At 41.6% G+C, this 25,015-nt stretch carries 23 protein-coding genes and 1 tRNA gene; 17 read left to right on the top strand and 7 right to left on the bottom strand.

Annotation, left to right across the window (positions count from 1 at the left end; translation table 11 throughout):
- Positions 1 to 48 precede the first annotated feature (48 nt).
- Entirely contained in the window at positions 49 to 675 is a 627-nt protein-coding gene (locus tag AC1DU2_RS04425) for a M949_RS01915 family surface polysaccharide biosynthesis protein (RefSeq protein ID WP_477382990.1), read from the bottom strand.
- 206 nt (positions 676 to 881) lie between these two features.
- Here AC1DU2_RS04425 and AC1DU2_RS04420 point away from each other — a divergent pair, with 206 nt between their 5' ends.
- Together AC1DU2_RS04420 and lpdA are read left to right on the top strand one after the other, a co-directional pair.
- Entirely contained in the window at positions 882 to 1,880 is a 999-nt protein-coding gene (locus tag AC1DU2_RS04420; protein WP_477382988.1) for a phosphotransferase enzyme family protein, read from the top strand.
- A 283-nt stretch (positions 1,881 to 2,163) separates the two neighbouring features.
- A complete protein-coding gene (lpdA, locus tag AC1DU2_RS04415) occupies positions 2,164 to 3,567 on the top strand; it encodes a dihydrolipoyl dehydrogenase (RefSeq protein ID WP_477382985.1) in 1,404 nt (467 codons plus the stop codon).
- Between the two features lie 617 nt (positions 3,568 to 4,184).
- Here lpdA and AC1DU2_RS04410 read toward each other — a convergent pair.
- From AC1DU2_RS04410 to AC1DU2_RS04390, 5 genes are all read right to left on the bottom strand, one after another.
- Positions 4,185 to 4,370 carry a hypothetical protein gene (locus AC1DU2_RS04410; protein WP_477382983.1) on the bottom strand — a complete coding sequence of 62 codons (186 nt, stop codon included), beginning with the start codon at positions 4,368 to 4,370 and terminating at the stop codon, positions 4,185 to 4,187.
- A gap of 91 nt (positions 4,371 to 4,461) precedes the next feature.
- A complete protein-coding gene (locus tag AC1DU2_RS04405; protein ID WP_477382981.1) occupies positions 4,462 to 5,049 on the bottom strand; it encodes a hypothetical protein in 588 nt (195 codons plus the stop codon).
- Between the two features lie 316 nt (positions 5,050 to 5,365).
- Entirely contained in the window at positions 5,366 to 5,953 is a 588-nt protein-coding gene (locus tag AC1DU2_RS04400) for a hypothetical protein (protein ID WP_477382979.1), read from the bottom strand.
- 378 nt (positions 5,954 to 6,331) lie between these two features.
- Entirely contained in the window at positions 6,332 to 7,231 is a 900-nt protein-coding gene (locus AC1DU2_RS04395) for a hypothetical protein (protein ID WP_477382977.1), read from the bottom strand.
- A 148-nt stretch (positions 7,232 to 7,379) separates the two neighbouring features.
- The gene (locus AC1DU2_RS04390) at positions 7,380 to 8,663 is read right to left on the bottom strand and encodes a sugar MFS transporter (RefSeq protein WP_477361157.1); all 1,284 of its coding nucleotides are present in this window, start codon (positions 8,661 to 8,663) and stop codon (positions 7,380 to 7,382) included.
- Between the two features lie 240 nt (positions 8,664 to 8,903).
- Here AC1DU2_RS04390 and AC1DU2_RS04385 point away from each other — a divergent pair, with 240 nt between their 5' ends.
- The 6 genes from AC1DU2_RS04385 (at position 8,904) to AC1DU2_RS04360 (ending at position 13,743) form a co-directional block, all read left to right on the top strand.
- Positions 8,904 to 9,887, top strand: a complete 984-nt coding sequence (locus tag AC1DU2_RS04385) for a glycosyltransferase (RefSeq protein WP_477382975.1) — start codon at positions 8,904 to 8,906, stop codon at positions 9,885 to 9,887.
- Positions 9,888 to 10,289: 402 nt separating this feature from the next.
- Positions 10,290 to 11,309, top strand: coding sequence for a UDP-N-acetylmuramate dehydrogenase (murB, locus tag AC1DU2_RS04380; RefSeq protein WP_477382972.1), 1,020 nt, complete (start codon positions 10,290 to 10,292; stop codon positions 11,307 to 11,309).
- 266 nt (positions 11,310 to 11,575) lie between these two features.
- Complete coding sequence (locus AC1DU2_RS04375; protein WP_295712489.1) at positions 11,576 to 12,112, top strand: RNA polymerase sigma factor; 537 nt, start codon at positions 11,576 to 11,578, stop codon at positions 12,110 to 12,112.
- Positions 12,113 to 12,270: 158 nt separating this feature from the next.
- Entirely contained in the window at positions 12,271 to 12,816 is a 546-nt protein-coding gene (locus AC1DU2_RS04370; protein WP_477382971.1) for a hypothetical protein, read from the top strand.
- On the top strand, positions 12,813 to 13,496 hold the full coding sequence (locus AC1DU2_RS04365) for a lycopene cyclase domain-containing protein (protein ID WP_477382969.1): 684 nt from the start codon (positions 12,813 to 12,815) through the stop codon (positions 13,494 to 13,496). Before AC1DU2_RS04370 ends, AC1DU2_RS04365 begins: the two co-directional genes overlap by 4 nt.
- Positions 13,489 to 13,743, top strand: coding sequence for a cytochrome b5 domain-containing protein (locus AC1DU2_RS04360; RefSeq protein WP_477382967.1), 255 nt, complete (start codon positions 13,489 to 13,491; stop codon positions 13,741 to 13,743). The genes AC1DU2_RS04365 and AC1DU2_RS04360 overlap by 8 nt, the downstream gene beginning before the upstream one ends.
- An 87-nt stretch (positions 13,744 to 13,830) precedes the next feature.
- On the opposite strand, the gene AC1DU2_RS04355 is transcribed toward AC1DU2_RS04360, so the two are convergent.
- Positions 13,831 to 14,745: a PfkB family carbohydrate kinase gene (locus tag AC1DU2_RS04355; protein WP_477382966.1), complete on the bottom strand. Its 915-nt coding sequence runs from the start codon at positions 14,743 to 14,745 to the stop codon at positions 13,831 to 13,833.
- An 86-nt stretch (positions 14,746 to 14,831) separates the two neighbouring features.
- Here AC1DU2_RS04355 and AC1DU2_RS04350 point away from each other — a divergent pair.
- The 9 genes from AC1DU2_RS04350 (at position 14,832) to AC1DU2_RS04310 (ending at position 24,783) form a co-directional block, all read left to right on the top strand.
- Positions 14,832 to 14,905: transfer RNA gene (locus AC1DU2_RS04350), tRNA-Asn, on the top strand.
- A gap of 838 nt (positions 14,906 to 15,743) precedes the next feature.
- On the top strand, positions 15,744 to 15,992 hold the full coding sequence (locus AC1DU2_RS04345; RefSeq protein WP_477382964.1) for a hypothetical protein: 249 nt from the start codon (positions 15,744 to 15,746) through the stop codon (positions 15,990 to 15,992).
- A gap of 84 nt (positions 15,993 to 16,076) precedes the next feature.
- Positions 16,077 to 16,604 (top strand): helix-turn-helix domain-containing protein, encoded by a 528-nt coding sequence (locus AC1DU2_RS04340; protein WP_477382961.1) that lies wholly within the window; start codon positions 16,077 to 16,079, stop codon positions 16,602 to 16,604.
- A 96-nt stretch (positions 16,605 to 16,700) separates the two neighbouring features.
- Positions 16,701 to 17,495: an alpha/beta hydrolase gene (locus AC1DU2_RS04335; protein WP_477360708.1), complete on the top strand. Its 795-nt coding sequence runs from the start codon at positions 16,701 to 16,703 to the stop codon at positions 17,493 to 17,495.
- Between the two features lie 476 nt (positions 17,496 to 17,971).
- Positions 17,972 to 18,364 carry a hypothetical protein gene (locus tag AC1DU2_RS04330; RefSeq protein ID WP_477382959.1) on the top strand — a complete coding sequence of 131 codons (393 nt, stop codon included), beginning with the start codon at positions 17,972 to 17,974 and terminating at the stop codon, positions 18,362 to 18,364.
- 101 nt (positions 18,365 to 18,465) lie between these two features.
- Entirely contained in the window at positions 18,466 to 18,624 is a 159-nt protein-coding gene (locus tag AC1DU2_RS04325; RefSeq protein ID WP_477382957.1) for a hypothetical protein, read from the top strand.
- Between the two features lie 464 nt (positions 18,625 to 19,088).
- Entirely contained in the window at positions 19,089 to 22,328 is a 3,240-nt protein-coding gene (locus AC1DU2_RS04320) for a SusC/RagA family TonB-linked outer membrane protein (RefSeq protein ID WP_477382955.1), read from the top strand.
- Positions 22,329 to 22,359: 31 nt separating this feature from the next.
- Complete coding sequence (locus tag AC1DU2_RS04315; RefSeq protein WP_477382954.1) at positions 22,360 to 23,820, top strand: SusD/RagB family nutrient-binding outer membrane lipoprotein; 1,461 nt, start codon at positions 22,360 to 22,362, stop codon at positions 23,818 to 23,820.
- 18 nt (positions 23,821 to 23,838) lie between these two features.
- Positions 23,839 to 24,783: a DUF1735 domain-containing protein gene (locus AC1DU2_RS04310; RefSeq protein WP_477382953.1), complete on the top strand. Its 945-nt coding sequence runs from the start codon at positions 23,839 to 23,841 to the stop codon at positions 24,781 to 24,783.
- Positions 24,784 to 25,015: the final 232 nt, after the last annotated feature.

The following is a 25,015-nucleotide window of genomic DNA, read 5'->3' as shown; positions in this document are numbered from 1 at the left end:
GGCACAATTCCTCACTTTTATTAATCTTCAATTTTTCAAACTCATATATTATTGCCAAACCTGCATTGAATTCTTCTTCCACAAATCCACTGCATACCGTATGAACGCTTCCGGGCCGGCTTTAAAAGCTTCATCATAGGTAAATTTACCACCCTCAAAGTCCTTGTCAGATATCTTTACTCTTTTTGTTCCCCGCACGGCATATTTTTTAAGCCCTTCGTGCATAATGATCTTCATATCGGGCGGACTAACATCGCCGGTACAGGCCGTAGTATACATCAGCCATACTTCGGCCTTTCCGTCGTTATTTAAATCAGTAACTGCAAAAGTGTTGGGTACGTAGTTGGCTTCCAGGTCAACTGAGCAATCCTTTATAAAATCATAGGTTTGCCAGCTTAGTTTAAGGTTGTTGTTTGTGCCCATGTTATAACAATAGGCATACAACGCGGCATCCCTGCCATCGCCCGATTCGCTTTTTTTTGCTTCGGTGATGCCGGTTTCTGTGGTGATCACCAGGTGTTGCCCATCACTGTCGGTATATTTAACAGCGTTGACGATATGGCCCATATATTTAATGGTGGCGGGAATATCTTTCTTATCCAGCTTCGTTACTTTGATTTGGGCAAAGGAAACTTGTGCTGCTATCAGCAATAACGGCAAGGCAAATAACTTCATCTTACAATGAATAAAATTTAATAATGATGGTGCAGTCAGTCAAAATAACAGCCTAATTTAGTAACATAATTGCTAACAAATAATTTAATACAACACTGTTACATAAAGCAGCTAATAAATAGCCAATGTTAGCTAAAATAGGATAAAACTTAGTCCCGATTTTATTCATTTTCGTATCATTGCAGCCCTTTTCAATTTTTAAAACTATGGCACATTTTCCGGTACAATATTCCACGTTATCTGCCATTGCATTAAAAAATTATATCGGGGCTGCCTATGGCCTGCGGTTAATTAATTGCAGGTTTTTATTGCGCGGGGTAAGCGACACCTATATCATCGAGGCAATTGATGCCAAATATGTACTGAAGATCTACCGCGAACAACACCGCTCGCACGATGAAATACAAGCAGAGGTGGAACTGCTTAACTTGTTGAAAAATGGCGGCGCAAATGTAGCTTACCCTATAACCGCTATCGATGGCAGCCAGCTGCAACAATTCGACGCGCCCGAAGGTGTCCGCTACGGTATCCTGTTCTCGTACGCCGAAGGAGCCCCGGTTATGGATTTAAACGACGGGCAGTTAAAAACCGTTGGCCGGCAGATGGCCAAGGTGCATAACATCACGTCGGTGGTCCGCCTTAGCCATCCCCGCAGGGAATATAGTATTGAAACTACGCTTATCAATCCTATAAAAAGTTTTGAACCTGCTTTTAAGGATCTGCCTGATGAGTATGCTTATTTAAGAGACCTGGCGGGTAGGGTAGCGCAAAAGCTAAGCTTGTTGAATACCGCTAACTTTAGCTATGGCTATTGCCAGTACGATTTTTTGCCCAAGAACTTTCATTTTGATGATGCCGGTAATTTAACATTTTTCGATTTCGACTTTGCGGGCAAAGGGTTGCTTGTTAACGACCTGATGTCGTTTTTCGTCCATTTTTTTATGCACGTGTATACAGGCATGTTAACGGACGAAGAAGCCGGCCGCATGTTTGCCGTTTTTGTGGCTGCATACCGTGAAACAAGAGCCATTAGCGACGATGAACTCAAAGCTATCCCTTACCTTGGCGTTGGCTTCTGGATTTTTTACCTCGGGTTTCAGTATGAACATTTTGATGATTGGTCGAACTCGTTTTTTGGGCCGAAGTTTATTAAGGATAGGGTTGCGTTGATAAAAGTTTGGGTGGATAAGTATGGCGGATTTTGAAACGTAAGGACATTTTTTTATTCCCTCCCCATGGGAGGGGCGCGGTTGAAATGAGCGCAAAGGCAGGGAGGGGTTTATACGGGCGATGAGTTGCAAAGCGGCTTGAACGCCTGATTTAACCCCTACCTCCTCCTTCCCCAAGGAAGGAATCGCACAGGCCTCTGCTTTATTTTCTTCAGATACACACTCTCTAATTTACCAACTAACTCACCAATTCACTAATTCAATAATTCAGTAATTCAATAATTCCCACTAACTTTGCCGTCCTATAAAACAAAATACTATGCAATATGATGTTATCGTTATCGGTTCGGGCCCAGGTGGCTATGTAGCCGCTATACGTTGCGCCCAGTTGGGTTTAAAAACCGCTATCGTCGAAAAATATAGTACCCTTGGCGGTACATGCCTTAATGTGGGCTGTATCCCATCCAAGGCCCTGCTTGATTCATCCGAACACTACCATAACGCTGCCCACACTTTTACCACTCATGGTATTAAGCTGGAAAATTTGGGTATCGATTTTGGCCAGATGGTAAAACGCAAGCAGGAAGTGGTAAATGCCAATACCAGCGGCATTAGCTACCTGATGAAGAAAAACAAGATTGACACCCACTACGGTGTAGGATCATTTAAAGATAAAAACACCATCACCGTTAAAAAGGCCGATGGTACCGAAACCGAGATAACCGGTAAAAATGTAATTATTGCCACAGGTTCAAAACCATCGGCATTGCCATTTTTACAGATCGATAAAAAACGCATCATTACCTCAACCGAGGCTTTATCGCTTACCGAAGTGCCTAAGCACCTGGTGTTGATTGGCGGCGGCGTTATTGGCCTGGAACTGGGTTCGGTATATGCCCGTTTAGGCGCAAAAGTATCTGTAATTGAATTTATGGATGGGATTATCCCAACTATGGACAAAGCCCTTGGCCGCGAGTTGCAAAAAGTTTTGACCAAACTGGGTATGGAATTTTACCTGGGCCATAAAGTAACCGGCGCTACCGTAAAAGGTAAAGAAGTGACTGTTACTTTTGATACACCAAAAGGCGAGAAACAAGAGTTAAAAGGCGATTATTGCCTGGTGGCCGTTGGTCGCGTAGCTTATACCGATGGTTTAGGTTTGGATAAAATTGGCATCACCGTTGAAGAACGCGGCCGCAAAATTACCGTGAACGATCACCTGGAAACCAGCGTTAAAGGTGTTTACGCTATTGGCGATGTAATTAAAGGAGCCATGCTTGCCCATAAAGCCGAAGATGAAGGTACTTTGGTTGCCGAAATTATTGCCGGTCAGAAACCACACATTGATTATAACCTGATTCCCGGTGTGGTATATACCTGGCCCGAGGTTGCAGCCGTTGGCCAAACTGAGGAGCAGCTGAAAGCAGCCGGTGTAAAATATAAAACAGGATCGTTCCCCTTTAAAGCCAGCGGCCGTGCACGTGCCAGCGGCGATTTGGACGGTTTTGTTAAAGTACTGGCCGATGCCACTACCGACGAAATTTTAGGCGTACACATGATTGGCCCCCGTGCGGCAGATATGATTGCCGAGGCTGTAGTGGCCATGGAGTTCCGTGCATCGGCAGAGGATATCGCCCGCATCAGCCATGCTCACCCAACTTATACAGAAGCTATGCGCGAGGCTTGTTTGGCGGCTACGGAGAATAGAGCGATACATATATAATTTTTGAATTCGGAATTTCGATTTCGGATTTTTGAGAAAGCAGGGACAATTTAGGTTGTTTCTGCTTTTTTATTTTGATGGAGAAATGGTGTCTGAACCTGAATTAAACGAATTTTTTGAATGGGCAGAATTTAGCCGCGAGGGGTTTTGAAATTTTAAAAATTCTTTAATTCGATAAATTCCGGTTCAGACACGGTTAGCAGCCTATGCCGGAATTAACAATATTCAATAATTAAACAAACCTAATTATATCAAAAATTACAGATATAATAATGCAACCTGCTATCACAATTAAAGACATCTTCACAAGTTGTCTTATAGGATTAAGGAATGTTAACCTTAATTTTTTCTGTTCATCTGGATTCAACAACTTTTTTATTTGAGTTGATACATACAGATTATTTATAATAAAGTATGTAATTGCTGTATGCAATAAAAAAATCAGAATAAGTATTGTGGAGGTTTGGTTGTAGTGGATTCTTTTACCTGGTGCTATATTTAGATTGGTGTGATATGGTTTTATAAAGGTGAAGTAAAAAATATCTACTAAATAGCCTAAGTTGAAAACAACGGGTATATAAGCATTAAAATTAAGCCACTCCGATCTGTTCGGCCTACTAATTGTTAAAATTAATGACCAAATAAGCCTGGTAGCAGACAGCCAGGCAAATATTTAGGTTTAATAAAAAATTTACAATGCGGAAGCTACCCTGTGTGGTCGGCAGTAAGTCAGAAATAGCAAAGCCTACAACTGCCGGCAAAAACAACAATATCAACTGCCAGTAATTCAGTCGTATTTTCATGGATAAGTTTTAAGTTAATTCGGTTGTAATATAATCAATATCGATGCCCTGTTGAGTTATAAAATTAGATTGTTTGCGACGGATGACTCTCTTAACTGCTAAAATACCTTGCCCGAATAACCCCGAGAACTACAGCAAAGAAAAGACTTCCGGCTATCGTTAATAGCGATACTATAAAGATTTTTTTTAAAGGCTCACCAAACTCTTTTGACAGGCTTTCGCGCAATGATATATTCTTGATCTTTGCTATTTTTTTGGATACATACAGGTTATTTACCACAAAAAAGGTAATAAGCATATGCGGCATAAAAATAGATAATATGCCCGATGTTGAACTGGCCTTTGACCTTTGTACCGGCCCGCTGAGTAGTTTATGATTTTCGGAACCGTGTACCATAAAGGCGACGGCAGCCATTACGCAAACTGCTGCAAATACTACCGGAATAACGGTATGTACTATCATCCATTTACTGCCCTTTATCCTGATATTGAAAAGGACAACCAAGCAAGCCTGGTAACCAACTGCGAGGAATAAGTCGATTGCTATTATCGCGCTAAAAGCTTTTAAATCTAAATGGTATTTTTCCCGTAAATAAAGTGGCAGCAGGCTTGAAAATACCACTGCCCAAAACGGTGCAAATAATAAAATCAGTTGCCAGTAATTCAATCGTAATTTCATCGGATAAGGTTAAAATCGATAACATCAGCAATATAATCAATATCGCTGATGTTATGTCCGGCTAAATAGTTTCTGGCAAGGAAATCGCCTCTTCAAAGTTGATCCTGAAGAAATGTAGCTCCGAAGGAGCAAAAAAGGGTTAACTATTCGTTTTCTACAAACAGGTAGCCTCTACGAGGCAGGTTAGAAATGTTTATCTTTTAAATGTTAAACATTTGTAAATGAATAAGTTTGAAATCGATTTCTACGCTTGTGCCCCACCTTATTCATTTAATTAGCGGTTGTTTGGATAAGCATATCCGGTTTAGATACTTACCTAATTCTTCAAAAATCTGCTTTTAATAATCACGGCAACTATTGCCAAAACAAAACTGCCCGCTGAGCCAAGGATCGATATTATCAATAGTTTTTTCATGGGCTCCCAAAAATCGTCGGATAACTTTTGGCGGAGGAGGCTATCTTTCACCTTTTCTATTTTAGCGGATACATAAAGATTATTTATTAAAAAGAAAGTAATGAGCTCATGAATGAAAAGAATGCCTACAAGCATTTTGGCCAGCCAGAAATTTGACCCGCTGGTTGGGCCGTCAGGCGAGTTTTTACCGGTAAAATCATCCTTCACTAAAAGTGCAAAGCCAAATACGCAAACCAATATGAGCAATGCCGGCGGCACATTATTAACAATTATCCATATGGTGCCCTTTATTTTTTTGTTGAACGAAATTACCAGGTAGGTTTGGTAGCTGATGGCTAACAGAAAAACGATACACAATAACAGGCACATCAGTTCGGTATTGATGTAATATTTTGCCCGGATGTGGTTAGGTATAAATGTACAGCCGATAACTAATATGAATGGTGAAAAAAGGGCGATCAGTTGCCAGTAATTCAATCGTAATTTCATCGGATAAGGTTAAAACTAATAAGGTAGCAATATAATCAATATCGCTGATGTTATGTCCGGCTAAATAGTTTCTGGCAAGGAAATCGCCTCTAAAAGTTGATCCTGAAGAAAGGTAGCTCCTAAGGAGCAAAAAAGGTTTTCTACAAACAGGTAGCCTCTGCGAGGCAGCCTAAAAGTGTATTATCTTTTAACGCTTAACCGTTTGTAAATGAAGGATATTAAGGGCAGTTTTCCGCTAGTTTCTGGTCTAAATAGTGGTAGTGCTATGTTTATCATACAATGATGCATAGTCCTAAGTCGAAAGTTTTAAGTTCTAAGTCAAAAAAGAATAAATTGGGCTTTTGACTTAAGACTTGGTACTATTAACTTAACAGTAGTTTATTGCTTTTGCAATACTTGTATTTTTTTATCGGCTGCCACTTTTGCTTCATCATTGCCGTATTGTTTTACAAGCTTGTAGTAGTTTATAGCATTAGGTTTGTCGCCCTGAAGCTCATAGCAATAGGCTATGTTATTTAATACAATATAATCATGTGGTGCAAGTTTTTCGGCTTTCAAAAGTTGTTCAACAGCATGCGGATAATCCTTTTTTATCATATAACTTATAGATAAATTGGATAAGCTTTCTACATGATCGGGTTTGTATTTTAAAATTGTTTGCGCAATATCTCCCATATAGCCGGTATATTGGTCGCCCGCATTAAAAAGCTGGATAGCATAATCTTGTACTGAGCCAAGCATGAATTTTTCTGGGTCATCCAATGGTTTGTTGTCCGTCCACAGCCATTTAAAGTTAATGCGTTGGCCATATTCAATAGTTTTAATAATTTCCCTGCTGAACTTTTCATAATCTTCCATCCGGCCAAGTACATAAACTTTACCAAAGCGCATATCAAGCCGTGTGGGGAATTTAGCTATTGCCGAATCGATATATTTAAAGCCCTGGTTTAAATAATTGATATTAAGCCCAGGCCGACTGCCCAGGTATCCGGCAACTTTGCCCGCGCTGTCGGTTAATTGAAAACTTTTGCCACCGGGTTGTTCTTTTTGCAAACTCAGTACCTCCTTTAAACCTTCAAGGGCATAGTAGTTATAAAAGGCCACGTACATTTCCGGGTCATTCGGTTTAGCTTTTTGCCAGGTATGCAATAATTTTAGTGTTGCCGTAGTGTCGCCTTTGCCGGTAAGTTCTCTGAAGGTGGTCCTAAAGTCCTGTGCAAACAGGGAATGTGTAAGGCAAATAAACGCGGCTATTAAAGGAAGCAATTTAGGTTTCATCGGATAAGGATTATATTTCTGCTGAAGTTAATAATCAATATCGTAAATAAAAACACCAGTATAAGCAGACTTTATATAAAGCTTTTTATACCGGTGTTTTAAAATGAGCAACGAAGTTTTTTGATCCTGTTGCTTTTGTGATCGTATTTTATACCGCTATCACATGTTTACCTTTTTTATAACCGATGGTTGCAAAATAGAAGATGAAAAGGTAGATAGGGATCAACATCATATAGGCTTCCTGTGCGCTTAATTTATCAACCAGTAAACCATATAACGGCGGGAAAACAGCGGCTCCGGCAATACCCATTACCAATAACGACGAGCCTATTTTGGTAAACCGCCCCAGTCCCGATAATGCTAAAGGCCATATGGCAGGCCACATTAAAGCGTTGGCCAGGCCTAATAGTGCAATACAGCCAATGGAAATATATTTGGGGGTAACCAATGCTATGATGGTTAACACCGCACCCAGTACAGCCGAGTAAACCAAGGCTTTTTGCTGGCTGATGTAACGGGGTATAAAAACAATGCCTGCGCAGTAGCCTATAACCATACATATAAGGGTACCCGACGCAAAGTATTTAGCTACCGACAGCGGGATATGATTGGCCGTACCATAACCGATGATAGAATCGCCGGCAATTACTTCGGCACCTACGTAAAAAAATAAAGCAATTACCCCCAGTATTAAATGCGGGAACTGGAATATACTGTTTTTACCCGAGTTGGCCGCTGCAACAGCTTCGTCTTCATGCTCGGTGTCAATTTCGGGCAGGCCCGAGAAAAATATCAGTACGGCTAAAACTGCCAGCACAACAACTATAATGATATAAGGTAATATTACCCTTGATGCCAGCTCGTTTAGCTGTACTATTTTTTCTGCCGGGCTAAGTTTTAGCAGGTTTGCACTAAAGCTATCAATATTGTTTAACACCAGTGCGCCCAGTGCTATTGGTGCCAGTACACCTGCACATTTGTTAAAAATGCCCATTATGCTCATGCGTTTGGCGGCACCCTCGGGCGGGCCAATAATGGTGATGTAGGGATTGGATGCCGACTGTAAAATAGCCAGGCCCGTACCCTGAACAAACAGGCCGATTAAGAAAACGGCGTAAATGCGGGTGGTTGCAGCCGGGATAAATATAAGCGCGCCAAGTGCTATTACTACCAAACCAACTGCCATACCGTTTTTAAAGCCAAATAGTTTAAGCACCCATGCCGATGGTTTGGCCATTAACAGGTAGGCTATATAAAATGCACTGGTTACCAGGTAAGCTTCAAAATTATTAAGTTGACAGGCTATTTTTAAATAGGGTATCAATACCGAATTTAACCAGGTTACAAAACCGAAAATGAAGAACAAGGCCCCTATAATAAGAATAGGATTTATTGCCGATTTTTTGGGTGCCGATATTTCGGGATTGCTCATGGATGYCATTTTTTTATTTAAATCGTTAAGAAGTTAATTAAGTTTCTAAAATAATTAAAAAAGTTTAGCATTTACAATGTTGGCGTTGAAAATTTAACAAATTAATATTTTATTATTGATTTATTGGTGCTTTTACTAAAACAGGTCAATGGATAGCACAATGGATATGAAATAATCGGGATATCACTAAAATACAACAATCCGATTTAAATTCCGAAATTCGGGCGCTTGCATTTTCAAATGAGGATATTAATAGTAAATAACACCCGCATCCCGGCGCCTAAATATGGCGGTACCGAACGTGTTATCTGGTGGCTGGGTAAACAACTAAATCGATTAGGCCATGTGGTTACATACCTTGTTGCGCCCGGTTCAACCTGCCCTTTTGCCAAAGTATTGTTTTATGACCCTGCCGTTGACATTAACCAGCAGGTGCCCGACGATGTAGATGTGGTACATTTTCACTTCCAGGTAAATGGGTTTAGCAAGAAGCCCTATTTGATTAATGTACATGATAACCCCGGCTTTGGGCAGCTGCTAAATCGAAACTCTGTATTTGTATCTGCCAACCAGGCATCACGCTACGGCGGCGAAGCTTTTGTACACCACGGCCTCGACCCGGATGATTACCACAAGCCCGATCTATCAAAAAAACGGACACATGCCCACTTCCTGGCCAAAGCCGCCTGGAAAGTTAAAAACGTAAAAGGCGCTATTGATATAGCCACCCAAAGCGGCAATAAGCTGATTGTGTTGGGCGGCACGCGCCTCAATTTAAAAATGGGGCTGCGGTTTACACCAAACCTAAATGTACGGTTTAAGGGCATGGTTAATAACGATGCAAAGGCGGCTGTGTTAAATACTTCCAGGGCATTGTTGTTCCCGGTATTATGGCACGAGCCTTTTGGCCTGGCTATTATTGAAAGCCTGTATTTTGGCTGCCCGGTATTAGGCACGCCCTACGGATCGCTGCCCGAACTGGTACCGGCCGAAGTTGGGCTGTTAAGTAACCGTAAATCGGACCTGGTAAACGGACTTAAGGCGATAAATCAATTTAGCAATCAGCATTGTTACGAATATGCAATGGATAACTTTATGGTACACACCATGGTACAAAAATATCTTAAGTTGTATGAGCGTGTATTAAATGGCGAACAATTGAATTTGGGCTCACCAACATTACAGGTTGCCAACACGGTAAAGTATTTGCCCTGGAATGAGTAGGCTATGGTTGCTATTTTACCAGGATCCCAGATTTTTTCAGGCTGCTTTTTTCGGAATTTTGCGCAAAAAAAAATCATTGTTTTTTTTGTATCAATAAATGTGATTTTTGTATCAATAAATAGCGCATTTGTTACTGAAAAGTAACGTTTTATTACCCTGTTTGTATCTGTTTATGCATGAAAAAATGGCGATTTTTAAATGTAAACGAAAACAGGTAAATTTGTATTGTTCGGGCGCAAAAGTGGATTCTACGTCTGTTTTGCGCGGTTAAGCAGGCATCTACTTCATGCATGTTAAACCGAAATGGCAACTTTTGCATGCATCCATTTCATGTTAATTAAAATTCCGAAATTCGCCCCTGACAAATCCGAAATCGAAATTCCGACATCCGAAATCAAAATCATGCTGCAAATACAGGAAAACGTATCACTTAAAAACTTTAATACTTTCGGCATTGATGCCCAGGCGCGTTATTTTGTGGAAATAGCCCACCAGGATGACCTGGTTGAACTATTTGCCGACCCACAATGGCAGCAAACCGAGCGGCTGGTTTTGGGTGGTGGCAGCAATTTGTTGTTGGTTACAAATTTTGATGGCCTGGTTATCCGCATGAATATCCGGGGCATTGAACACCGCATTAGCCATAACGATGTATTTGTAGAGGCCGGCGGCGGCGAGGTATGGAACGATTTGGTAAACTTTTGCGTTGCCCGTGAATATGCCGGGATTGAAAACCTGAGCCTGATTCCGGGTTCGGTTGGGGCATCGCCTATTCAAAATATCGGCGCGTACGGTGTAGAGCTTAAAGATGCTTTTGTAAGCTGTAGGGCTTTTGAAGTTGCCACCGGTACGTTTAAAACGTTTAGCAAAGCCGATTGTAAATTTGGCTATCGCGAAAGTGTTTTTAAAAGCGAGCTGAAAGGGCAGTATATCATTGTATCGGTTAAGTTCCATTTATCCCTTATCCCGAACATCAATACCCAGTACGGTGCAATAGGGTTGGAGATGGCCAGCCGCGGCATTACATCGCCTACTATAAAAGATGTATCGCGGGTAGTATCACATATCCGGGTATCTAAACTGCCCGATCCTACAACGATAGGCAATGCCGGTAGTTTTTTTAAAAACCCGGTAATAGGCCAGCAGGAATTTGAAGCAGTACACACTAAGTTCCCCGATGTAGTGAATTATCCGGCCGCCGACGGACAGGTAAAATTGGCTGCCGGATGGCTTATTGAACAATGCGGCTGGAAAGGAAAAACCGTTGGCCACACCGGAACGTGGAAGAACCAGGCGCTGGTATTAGTGAACCACGGTGAAGCCACCGGAGCTGAAGTTTACAACTTTTCGTCGCAAATTATAGACAGTGTGTACGCTAAATTTGGCGTTATGCTACAACGCGAGGTGAATATTATTAGTTAAGAAATTAAATTTTAACTAAATTTTCGATTTTGTTTTCATTTGTTTTCAATAAATTTTTTGCAGGAATATTCGTTTTAATATTCTGTTTGATGTTGATTTTTTGACTATTTAATAGTCTGACAGGCAGGTTGTTGTTTGTTGTTAAAGTGTAATTATTACACTTTTGTTTTGTTTGCTGATTTTAAGGCCGAAGTGGTGTTTTGTGCTGTATTTAATACAGTACTGGCACTATGCTTGCCTAACTGTTAACACAAAACTTTAACAAAATGACAAAGATTGAGTTTAACACCCTTGTACTGCGCCAGGCAACTTCATTAAGATCATACGCCTTACATTTTACGCACGACGCAGACGATGCTAACGACCTTGTTCAGGATACAATGTTGAAGGCCATAACTTATTACAATAAGTTTAAAGAAGGTACCAATTTAAAAGGATGGTTATACACCATCATGAAAAATACGTTTATTAACAACTATCGCCGTTTTGTTAAAATGAGCACATTTGTTACCAAAAGCGACGAAATCTCTTCGCCAAACCTGGTATTCAGTTCAACAAAAAATCAAGGTGAAGCCAAGTTTGTGATGGATGATATTAAAAGAGCTTTAGATAGGTTGCCCGGCGATTATTACATTCCTTTTACCATGTATTTTGAAGGACACAAATACCATGAAATTGCCGATCATTTAGAGATACCGATAGGTACCGTAAAAACCCGGATACACGTAGCACGCAAGCTACTGAAGAAAAACCTGAAAGCATATGATAACGGTATTGCCAAACCCGTTTACGCCGAAAACTAAATTTATAAACTCAACCATATATATAATAAAAAACCCGCCTATCAAAGGCGGGTTTTTTGTTTTGAAACAATATGGGTTTCAATTTKTACTTTTGACTAAGCCGTGGGCAACTATCAGGCGACTGTTAACACGTCGCCACAACGGCTAAACTGCACCTCATGAACAACCGTATCTATTTTATTGCATCTATTATCCTGATGTTGCTGGTTACCCAACAAAGCCGTGCAGATGAGCCTAACCTGAGGCATATTCGGAATTTACTGGTAGTTTGCATGAACAGCAGCAAAACAACCGATTCATTATATAAAAGCCTGGCTGTAATCAAGAACCCTACAGGGGTTATCAAAGCATACATTGCTACCTTATCGGCATGTAAGGCCAAGCTTAGCTGGAACCCTTATATGAAGGTGAAACACCTTAATAATGCCGAGGCTACCTACAAAACAGCCGTAAGCGCCGATCCGCATAATATCGAGATCCGGTTTTTACGTTTTTCGGTTGAGCATAATGTACCTGGCTTTTTAGGTTTTAACAAAGACCTGGTTACCGATCGTGACGAAATTATAACTCAGCTTGATAAAAAAAACTATGGTACCGGCGATAAGGATTTAACGGTAGCTATCATTAAATTTCTGCTGAATTCCAAACGCTGCACCCCCGCACAAAATGATGATCTGAACAAACATTTAGCTGAATTAAAGTGAGATACACTTACTTGGCCATCAATATATTGACAGTGTTTTTTCCGTTTGTATTATCATTTGATAAAAAGGTGCATTTTTACAAAAGCTGGAAATATATATGGCCGGGCATGGTCATAACCGGCCTTTTCTTTTTGTTTTGGGATGTGCTGTTTACCATGAAAGGTGTATGGTCGTTCAACCCGCAATATATTATCGGTGTTACAATTTGGGGTTTGCCGTTAGAAGAAGTGCTTTTCTTTTCAACTGTACCGTTTGCATGTATTTTCATTTATGAATGCTTAAATTACTATGTAAGATGGCAAATAAAGGCGCGAATAACGGCTACCATCAGTAGCCTGGTTGTCGTCTTTTGCATCGCTGGATTAATTTTTTATTACCATAGTATATATACAGAAATTACTTGCGGGGTACTGCTTTTGTTGATTTTGATATTTCAATATGTAATTAAATCAGTTTGGCTTAACCGTTTTTATTTTACCTATTTGGTTGCTCTGATACCTTTTTACGCTGTCAATGGCTTACTTACATCTATCCCCATAGTTAGTTATAATAACATTCAGAATATGCGCTTAAGGGTGGGTACAATCCCAGTTGAAGATCATTTTTATCTGATGGCTTTACTGCTTATGAATATTGGCTTTTTTGAGTACTTTAAAGCAAGAAACAAAGCTAATGACTAACCTGCCCCAATATACCAAATCGCAACTGGCGCTGCGCAATGGGCAGGATAAACCCCAGATTTGGGTGGCTTATAAAGGCATTATATACGATGTTACCGAAAGCCGCCTATGGCGCAATGGCAAACACTACGAACACTGGGCCGGCCAGGATTTGACCCCCGAGCTTGCTGACGCCCCACATACCGAAACGGTATTTGAAAAGTTTGAGAAAGTGGGTACACTAAGTTCAAGCCCCCCAGCCCCCTGAAGGGAGAGCTAAAAAGCAAGGGGCTGTTTTTTGGAACAGCCCCCTTTTAATATGCAAAGCTAAATCCTCTTCAAAGGAGAGGATCTCTTATATCTCAAACTTGGCCAATCCCACAAATTGAGTTATGCGGGCAGCAATTTCTTCCTGTGTCAGGTTTCTTAATCTTTCAGATCCAAACTTCTCCACGCAGAATGATGCCAGGGCCGAGCCATAGATAATGGCGTTTTTCATGCTTTCAAAGCTCAGGGTGCCCGCTTTGGCCATATAGCCAATAAACCCGCCGGCAAACGTGTCGCCTGCGCCTGTGGGGTCAAAAACCTCTTCTAAGGGAAGGGCAGGGGCGCTGAATATTTTATCCTCATGAAAAAGTAAGGCGCCATGCTCTCCTTTTTTAATGATCAGGTATTGCGGGCCCATGGTTAAAATTTTACGGGCAGCCTTTACCAGCGAAAATTCGCCTGATAGCTGGCGTGCTTCGGCATCGTTGATGGTTAGTACATCTACCAGTTTCAAAGTTTTCAGCAATTCATCCAATGCAATATCCATCCAAAAGTTCATAGTATCCATTACAATGAGTTTGGGGCGGTTTTTAAGGCGTTCGATAACGCTTTGCTGTACCTGCGGCGATAAATTGCCCAGCATCAGGTATTCGCAGTCCTGGTACGATTCGGGAATTATCGGGTCAAAGTCGGCCAAAACGTTCAACTCGGTAACCAATGTATCACGGCTGTTCATATCGTTATGATACCTGCCGCTCCAGAAAAACGATTTCTCACCCTGCTTAATTTGCAGCCCTTCGGTATCTACATTGTGTTTGTTAAGGTCTTCAATCTCGCTTTGCGGGAAGTCATCACCTACCACGGCAACAATATTTATATCATCAAAAAAGTAAGATGCGCCCAAACTTGCGAAGGTTGCCGATCCGCCGACGATTTTATCCGTCTTTCCGAAGGGGGTCTCAATTGCGTCAAATGCCACAGTACCAATAACTAACAAACTCATGGAAAATATTTTAAATTTTTTTTGCGCAAATATTGTGAAATTACCGCAGAAATTATACTTTTGCACCACTCCAAACGGAAAAAGATTCCTGAGTAGCTCAGCCGGTTAGAGCATCTGACTGTTAATCAGAGGGTCGCTGGTTCGAGCCCAGCCTCAGGAGCAAAAAAATCAATGATTTATCCCCACTCTGGCGAGTGGGGATTTTTTTTCACCTGTTTTTTTGAATAGCTACCTGTTTTTTTGAACGTTTGTTGGGTTCAGTAATTCAAAAACATCGCTTGTGTTTTTGTAGCTTAGCGTAGTTTCAACCTTACACTTTCTCTTTTATTGCTGTTATTTTTATTTTTTTGTTGTCCGAATTGGATAAACCCCGAAGTGTTGGATGGACATCGTTAAATAATTTTGTCTCCATAACGAAAACAATGTTGTGGAAATATTAACATTTGCCCCACAGCCAAAAGCAGTAAACGAGTTATTTGAAAGGCATCAAAAATTGAAGATATTCTTAGCCATGTTACTTGCAGCCCCGTGATAGCGTATGCGCTTTGGCGCCCGCGTGGTTATCGGCGTGAGTTTTTAATTTGCTCAACAGGTTGAATTTCATTGTAAAACTCCTTTTTGGTTTTGATACAAAGATTGAGCGGCACCGCGCAGTGTATTTGCTCAGTTTAACTTATTTCAAATATTACTATTTATCTGATATATTTGAACACATAGTGCCGAACTACATCTTTACTTAGCCTTAATAAGGCTGAGTAAAGATGTAGCATGCATGATGCACGAATGAATAAATTTATACTTTATCTAAATCTTTCCATATCTCTCTGTATAGCTATTTCCGGACGGTCACTTTACAAAAATCGGGAACAGACATCCGAATACCCCGGAATTGCAATTTAAAGTTTGGGGTTCCATTGCACTTTCGTACTTTGAACGGCAGTTAGGCAGAAGCGGTTAGTTTCGCCGTATTTGCTTGTAATAAATTTATTTGATCGACAATGAGACTTAAACTAAGGGAGGAAAACACAGGAGGGGAATTACTGCTTTATAAGGACGAGGCGGTATTTGACCGGTTGTTTTTTAGCAAAGACCGGTTCAATAAGTATTTTACCATAGCGTGGAACACGGGAGAAAGCCAGACTGTTACCATCGACGGATCTGAATATGATTTTCCGTCCAATTCTCTGCTAACCCTTTTGTTTAATCAATCCTTTAGTTTTAAAAATTCTGCAAATATTATTGCCTAGCAATTTAACCGTGAATTTTATTGCATTATTGATCATGATAGTGAGGTGAGCTGTGTTGGGTTCCTATTTAGCAGTACCGATCATATGTTTGTTAAACTGGATGACCTGGCACAACAAAAGTTGCAACTGCTCTCCGATGTTTTCATCGAGGAATTCAAGACCTCCGACAATATCCAGAGTGAAATGCTGTTGGTGCTGTTGAAACGCCTGATAATGTATGTTACCCGCTTGGCCAGGTTTGGGTATGTGCCAGCCAAAAAACTCCAGGACGAAAGGTTTCATATCATCCGGAAGTTTAACCTGCTGGTAGAAGCAAATTTTAAAACCGAGCACTCTGTTAGTTTTTATGCGGAGCAGCTTTGTAAAGCCCCGAAAACCTTATCTAATCTGTTTGCAATTTTCAACCAGAAAACACCTTCGCAAATTATCCAGGAAAGGATTGTAGTAGAGGCTAAGCGGCTCCTGTGCTATACCGACAGGTCGATAAAACATATCACTTTTGAGCTTGGGTTTGAAGATGTACCTTACTTCTCCAACTTCTTCAAAAAAAATATGGGCGTATCGCCATCTGATTTCAGAAATTCGCCAAAAAATTCCAATGAAGGGAAATAATCACAACTAACCGGGTAATGTGCATATAAACTCCGCCTGCTTTTCGGCCCACCTTTGTATTGTTGATTCAAACAAAAAACTTCAACAACAAAAACGATGAAAAAGCAAACAATAAAAAACACATTGAAAGCAGGGCTTTTAATTTTAACAGTGGCTCTTTTTGCTGTAACCGGCACAGTAACTAAGGCAAGTGCACAAACAATAAAAAATGTAGTGCTGGTACACGGCGCATTCGCCGATGGCTCGGGATGGAAAGCCCTTTACACCGTACTTACAAAAAAAGGCTACAACGTTACTGTGGTGCAAAATCCGTTAACATCACTCGAAGATGATGTAGCCGCAACCAGGACAGCGCTTGACAAGCAAGACGGTCCTTGTATCCTTGTTGGGCATTCATGGGGAGGAGCCGTTATCACCGAGGCAGGTAATCACCCCAAAGTGGCAGCATTAGTTTATGTAGCCGCATTTCAGCCCGATAAAGGCGAATCAGCATTACAATGGTTACAAACTGCGCCTCCAGCTCCCGAAAATGGAGTACTGGCCCCAGACGATAAGGGTATTGTTTATTACGATAAAACTAAATATCATGCAGGTTTTTGTGCCGATATAAGCCAGGAGGAAGCCGACTTTATGTACGCTTCACAAGGTGCATTTTATGCCAAAGGTTTTATAACACCAATTTCTGATCCAGCCTGGAGGCATAAACCAGCTTACGCCTGTATTGCAACCGAAGATAAAAGCATCAACCCTATTATCCAGCATAAGATGTACGAGCGCTCAAATACCAAAGTAACAGAAGTGAAAGGCAGCCACGTAATCTTCATGTCGCAACCGCAGGCAGTGGCCAAAGTGATTATCCAGGCTGCAAATGAGGTTTCAGCAAATCGTTAATGTGTAAGCAAAATTTTCCCGGATACTAATGATTTATCCCCGCTCTGATGAGTGGGGATTTTTTGTTTGCACAAAATTCATATGCAAAGAGAACAAAGAAATGCCTCCCCGCGCCCATTAGTCGATAGTTAATTACTATTCATCGATACTTTTCTTTTGCCGGCTTAATATAAACTACATTTAGGCTTTACTATCATAGTAGAGATTTGACACCGGGAAAATTTATACCCCGTCGCAAATCAACTTAAGGAAAACGGCTGTCGGTTTTTATATAATCAGACAAATTATATAAAAAAGATGTTTGGCAAATTTTCCGTCTGTTGCCGGTTAAATACCGGCAATTCAATAATTGGCCAACAGCCCGAAAGGTGAACGGTTCGATTTTTCTACCTAAATCAAATTAAATTTTAATAAGGCTTTGCAGGCAAAATTGAGTAATTAAAAATATGAAATACTTAGAGAATACAGTTTCATCTATGTCAAGATTAGATCGGTTTAAGGAAGAGTATATGCAATTAGCAGAGGCGGTTAACGCTTTTAAATCCGAAGCGGTTCAGTTGGTGATTGCTGAGCGTCTTGTTACCCTTATTCATGGCGCTGGCGATGAGAATGCTACCGTGGTAAAAAGCGGTAACGTTCAATTTTTAGGGAAAAAGCCGGGAGCCACCAAAGCAGTTCAGCGCTTGCTGCAAACTGATTTTTTTGATTCGCCCAGGACAATAGGCGACATTGTTGCTCATTGCGCTAAATTGTTCGGCAAAGATTATAAAACGTCTGAATTTTCGGGCGTATTGTCATTTCACGTCAAAGAGGGTAACCTGTCGAGAACCGAGGGGGAGTATAGCAGCCGTTTTGTTTATTTTAGATAACGCTCCAAGCACTCAGTTTTAGGGTTACATTAACTACCACAAATCCCTTTGTATAATTTATTCCCGCCCGGTTTATAAGTCAACCCGTTTAAAAGCGGGCTATGGCCATTTACAAACTAAACGCCCCGGTTGCTGCGCCAAATGCGTTCATTCAACAAAAATCTGTAGCAATGTCCATAATGCTATCAGCAAGCAAAAGCGATTCTGCGGCAAATGCAAAACCGGGCATTACTATCGCCACCATGCATATCTCGCTTTGATTGGTTACCTGCTTTGCCCGCAATGGTTAAGATTCATCTTCCGGCAACTTATCTCCAAATCGTATCCCTTCGTTTTTAACTTCTTTCGTTTTCTGTCAAATTCCCCCCTCTGTGGAAGAATAAATACAATCCTGATAACGTGTGATTAAATAAACAGCGTGTGTAAGTTAACCTTCACCACCTGTAAATCCCTTTCCTGATCCCCTGGAAAAGTGTCAACACATCGCCTTTTTGATTTAACGGGCAAGAGTAAAACTGTAAATGCAATCATGCCAAAATATTTAAAATAATAAGAAACATCCGGGGGCTTATTGAAAAATATTTTTCCTCCTACTTTCCTGAGATAATTTATATTTTTTACAAATATTTTAAATAAATACTTTATAAATTTAAATATTTGTAATTTTTATACTATTTTATTGAAATTAATATAAATTTGAAAATCACTTAATTGATCTTATACGATGAAAAAACTACTACTCACAGCTTTGTGCCTTGTGGTGTTATTCGCTAACGCTGTACTAGCACAAAACAAAACAATTACCGGTACGGTAATTTCAAAAGACGACGGATTGCCGCTGCCCGGCGTATCCGTAAGAGTATCAGGAACAACAATTGGTACTCAAACCGGGGCCAATGGCCAATTTACTTTAGGCGTGTCCGGCACAGCAAAAAGTTTGGTATTCAGTTTTACGGGTTTCACCAGCCAGACTGTCGAAATTGGTTCGTCGCCTATTAAGGTTATGTTGGCTATCAACACCAACAGCCTGTCCGAAGTAATTGTAACGGGGGCTTACGGCACCAGGCAAACTTCCCGTTCGGCATCCTATGCCGCGCAGGTAGTAAAATCCGAAGCCCTGAACACTATCCGCGAGCCAAACTTGAATGATGCTTTGGCCGGTAAAGTTGCAGGCATCCAGGTAAGGAGCCAGTCGGCTGCAGCCTTAGGCCGTAACACCAATATCCGGTTACGTGGTGCTACCGGTTTTGGAAGCGGCAACAACCCGCTATATGTTGTAGACGGCACTATTTTGCCCAACTCCGACGATTTGAGTAACGACGATATTGACAACATCACGGTTTTGCAAGGCCCGGCGGCATCTGCCCAGTTTGGATCGCAGGGGGCTTATGGGGCCATTGTTATTACAACCAAAAAAGGTAAAAAAACCAGCGGGCTGGGTGTCGAAATAAACTTAGGGGCCAACTTTGATAAAGCCTACATATTGCCTAACTACCAGAATACCTATGGCGGCGGCGCATCTGCCGATTTTATGCAGTATACCTACAAAGAAGGCGATCCTGAAGGATGGAAAGCACTAAATGGCAAGTACTATCCTGATTATACCGATGACAGCAGCTGGGGACCTAAAATGGTTGGTCAGGAGTATATACCCTGGTATGCTTGGGCAGCGGGTACTAAATACTCTTTTAAAACCGCTAACTGGACAGCACAACCAAACAACGCCAAAGACTATTTTCAAACCGGCATCGCGTTAAATAATAGCTTCGCGTTTACAAAGGCGGCTGATAATTACAATATCAGGATGTCATACAACAACCAAAATACCCGTGGCATTTTACCAGGCAGCAATCTTAACAAGAATGTTTTTAGCTTGAATGTTAACTACGACCTTAACAAGCATTTTACAGTAGGAGCAAGCGTTAATTTTGTAGGCCAGCAACTTACCGGCCAAATTAATGACGCTTACGCCAGTCAGTCAAGCGGATCATTCAACTCCTGGTTCCACCGCGATTTGGATATGGGGATCATGAAAGAGCTGCAAAATTTAAAATCTCCTGACGGCACCTATGTAAGCTGGAACCATCAAAATCCAACATCGTATGATGCATCAGATCCATCGGCCTTTTATGGTGGCAATTACTGGTATAATTTTTACACCTATGCCAACCAGATTAACAACGTGAGCCAGCGCGATCGTTTATACGGCAACTTTTCGCTTACCTATAAAATCAATAACGATTTAAGTGTTAAAGCTACCTATCGTAAAAACGCCACCGACAGCTGGTATGAAAGCAAAACAAGTTCCGAATTACAATATAGCGGTACGCAAACCGGTGTTAAAGGCGGTTACGCTACCGGAACAGTTTACCAAAACAGGGAGAATTACGAAACCCTGGTTACCTATAGCAAAAAGATATCCGATTTCCAGGTTAACGCCAATGCCGGTAGCGACATCTTTAACTACATCTATAAAGATAATACTGCCAATACAAATAACGGCTTAAGCATTGATGATCTTTACACCATCGGCAACTCTGTTGATGCTGCTACTGTGGGGAACACCCGCATCCAGGAACAATACCGTGCTTTGTTTGCAAAGGCCTCTGTAGGTTACAAAAGCTGGTTGTTTGCCGATGTTACCATCCGTAACGACTGGTTTTCGACCCTGTCGGTTGTCAATAATGCCAACTCAGTATTATCCAAATCGTTTGGTGGTTCGTTTGTTTTCAGCGAATTATTGCCGCAAACAAAAAGCTGGTTAAGTTTTGGTAAAGTAAGGGCATCATACGGCGAAATTCCGCTGGCGCTTGGTACATCTACAGAAACATTTGGCGCATACCGCAATAATACCACTTACTCAATTAGCTCCAACAAATGGAACGGAAACCTGCTGCAGGCCGGTAACGGTGTTTACATCGATCCAAGCCTGCACGGAACAACTACCAAACAAACAGAATTTGGTTTAGACCTGGGTTTCTTTAATGACAGGCTTACCTTTGCCGGTACCTATTACCAGGGCGATGATAAAGATATCCCGGTATCATTGTCTGTAAACGGCGCCAGCGGTGTTTCAACCATATTAACCAATATTGGCTTGATCAGAAAACGAGGTGTCGAGTTCTCTTTAGGTGGTTCGCCGGTTAAGTTACCTAACTTCAGCTGGACGGTTAACACAAACGTGGCCCGGATCATTGAAAATACGGTTGTGGAGATTAGCGACAAGTACGGCGTAGACCGTGTGGCTGTTGCCGGTGTTTGGGGCAGCACTATGCCTTATCTTATTCAGCAAAAAGGTAAAGAGTGGGGCCAGATTTACGGTAACGGTATTAAACGCAATGCAGACGGCGTTCCCATCCTGACTTCAACCGGAGCATATATCAATGATCCTAACGTATACTTTGGCAGCGTACTACCTAAGTTTACCGGTGGTTTGCAAAACTCCTTTGCAATATTTAAAGATTTTGTCGCCAGCTTTAATATCGACTACCAAATAGGCGGCAAGTTTGTTTCGTTATCAAACATGTGGGGCCAATACAGCGGTTTAACTGCTAATACCGCGGCGCTGAATGATAAAGGCATGTCGGTACGTGACCCTGTTGCCGATGGCGGTGGTGTTAAAGTTACCGGTGTTGATGCCAATAACAACCCGGTTACTTATTATGTTGATGCTAAAACTTACTACCAGGGCTTATACAACAACAAAACTTTCGATTCTTTTATTTATGATTTAACGTTTGTTAAGCTTCGCGAGGTTGCTATCGGCTACAACATTCCGGTTAAAAAACTCGGCTTTGGTAAAACGCTTCAATCGGCCAGGTTTGAATTAACAGGGCGTAACCTGTTGCTGCTGTATGCAAAAACCAAAGACTTTGATCCATCTGAAATAACCGCATCGCAGGGAGAAACGGCCCAATGGCCCGGAACAAGGGGTTTCGGCTTCAATCTCAAAGTAACATTCTAAGCATTACCTACCAATCAAGATTTTAAACAAAATGAAAAAGATATACATATATACAGCTGCAATGGCCGTTGTTTTATACACAACGGGCTGCAACAAGCTGAAGGATTTTGGCGACGTTAACAGCAATCCCGGCGCTACAACAACAGCTATTACATCGGCTTTATTAACCAACGTACAATCAAATCTTGGGGGCTACGCTTCTACCAATACCGAGCCTTTATCGGGTGCCCAGTACGGCCAGTATTTTTCTGAAACCCAATATTCAGGAACCTCATTGTACAATTTACCGCAAAACTCATTTACAGGTAACTATAGTGGCAATTTAAATAACCTGCAAACTATCATCACTCTTAACGTAAGTAAAAATTCCACCGCTGTAGCAAAAATTATGCAGCAATATATATACTGGATAATTACCGATTCATGGGGAGATGTGCCTTACACCCAGGCTTTAAAAGGGAGCGCGGTAATACAGCCCGTATATGATACCCAGGAAACTATTTATAAGGGGATAATTTCGACACTCACATCTGCCATAAGCGAGTTTGATTCGTCATCAAGCCTGGCCGGCGATATTATTTATGGAGGCGATGTAGCTTCATGGAAACGAATGGCCAACTCGCTTAAGTTGCTGGCTGCAATACAATTGTCAAACAGGGTAACCGGCGCCAGCGATTATGCGGCTGTAGCAGTTAAAGAGGCTATTGCCTCGGGCGTAATAACCACCAATGCCCAAAACTTTACCCTGGTTTATCCCGGCGGTACCTACAAAAGCGCCTGGTACAGCCTTTACAACGGCCGCAAAGATTATGGCGAATCAAAAACGCTGACAGATATTACCGTAGGGAGCAACGACCCCAGGCAGGCCGAATTTGGCGGGGCAAGCGAATTATCGGGCAACGTAACCACATCCAGTATTGGCGTGCCCTATGGTTTGGTTCGCCTGAGTGTTTTGGCATTTGAGGATGCAAACCCAACGTGGGCACGCGTTTTACGGGGCGACCTTCGTTTAGAGACCGGATCGGTGGTGATGATTAATGCTGCCGAAGTTTGGCTGGCGCGTGCCGAGGCGGCCAATTTAGGTTGGACTGACGAAAGTATCACTACGGATTATACTACGGGTGTTGCCGCATCCTTTGAGCAGTGGGATGCCGGAACACCGTCTGCTTCTTACCTGGCGCAGTTCCCGGTAACTGATACTAAAAACGCCGACATAACAGGTTCGCAGATAAAAAATATTTCTATCCAAAGGTGGATAGCCAGCTACCCCGATGGCCATGCCGCCTGGGCTATATGGCGAAAAACCGGCTGGCCGGCGCTTACCCCGGCACCCGATGCCACAAACTCATCGGGCCAGATTGTCAGGAGGTTTACCTATGCATCATCTGAATACAACACCAACGGAACAAATGTTAATGCTGCTGTTGCAAGGTTAACAGGTGGCGATACCCAGGATGCGCATGTGTGGTGGGATACAAGAACAACTAATTAACCCTTCAACTTAAAAAACATGAAAAAGAATATATTTTTTAAATACCTGGTTCTGGCATGTGCATTTGCTGTTGTGTTTGCAGGATGCAGAAAGGAACCCGCTGCCGATAAAGTTACTACTGAGACACTCAATGCAGGTAAAACCTTAATAGGCTTTCCTGATGGTATGGAATCATCAACGTTTTTTGATCCGTTTACCGATGTTAAAACCATTGATGTTTTTACGCTGAAAAAAGATGCGGCAAATAATACGGATCTGAAAAAGGCGCAAAGCTTTGTGGTATCGGCCGTGCCGGATTCTATTGACGCTTATAACGAGGCCAATGGTACAGCTTATGAATTATTACCATCATCTTTTTATACAATCGGGACTTCGTCTACCGATGTTTCGGTATCTGGCGATAACCTCACGTTTAAATTTGCTTCGGGCGATTTTGCAAAGAATTTTGTAATAAAACTTGACGGCAGTAAGCTTGATTTATCAAAAAGTTACGCCCTGGCTTATAAAATTACAGATTCGGCCGGGGTAGGCATCCATGCGGCCAGCCGGGGCACTATGTATGCATTTTACAGTGTTAAAAACAAATACGATGGGGTTTATACACTTGGCGGTACTATAGCCAGGTATATTGATGGCGTTGCCGATGCTTCACTTGGTGGCACCTATCCCGATGGGCTGCAGGTTGAGGTGGCTACCATAGGAACCTATACCAATTCGTTTTCTTTATTGTGGATCACCGGCGGCGGTGTGGGCGGTATTGCCGGGCTGCAGCTTACTGTTGACCCTGCAACTAACAAGGTAACCGTAATAGCAACCGGGAATGCGGCTGTGCAGAACACTGCCGGAAAAGATAATTATTATGACCCCGATACCAAAACATTTCACCTGGCATTTGACTGGGGGGCAAATGCCACCAACAAAAGGGTTTTTGATGGTACTTTGACCTATGCTGGCTCACGATAAAAATTATAAAGACTTTTAAAATACTCCTTTAGTTCTTGCGGTTTTTTCATTTACGTTGATAAAAATGAACAGTTAAAGTTAATTAAATGTGTCTTCCAAAGGAGTGGGGACACATTTTTTATTGGAATTGATTTTTATAAAAACCAGTAGTATTCAGTATTGAGTCAAAGTAAGATTTATACTTTTTTGACTTAGGCCTTAAGCCTTTTTCTAAAAGCTATTCCAATACGCG

This window comes from Mucilaginibacter sp. P4_C11 (assembly GCF_056402115.1).
This window is presented reverse-complemented; position numbering and strand designations above follow the sequence as displayed.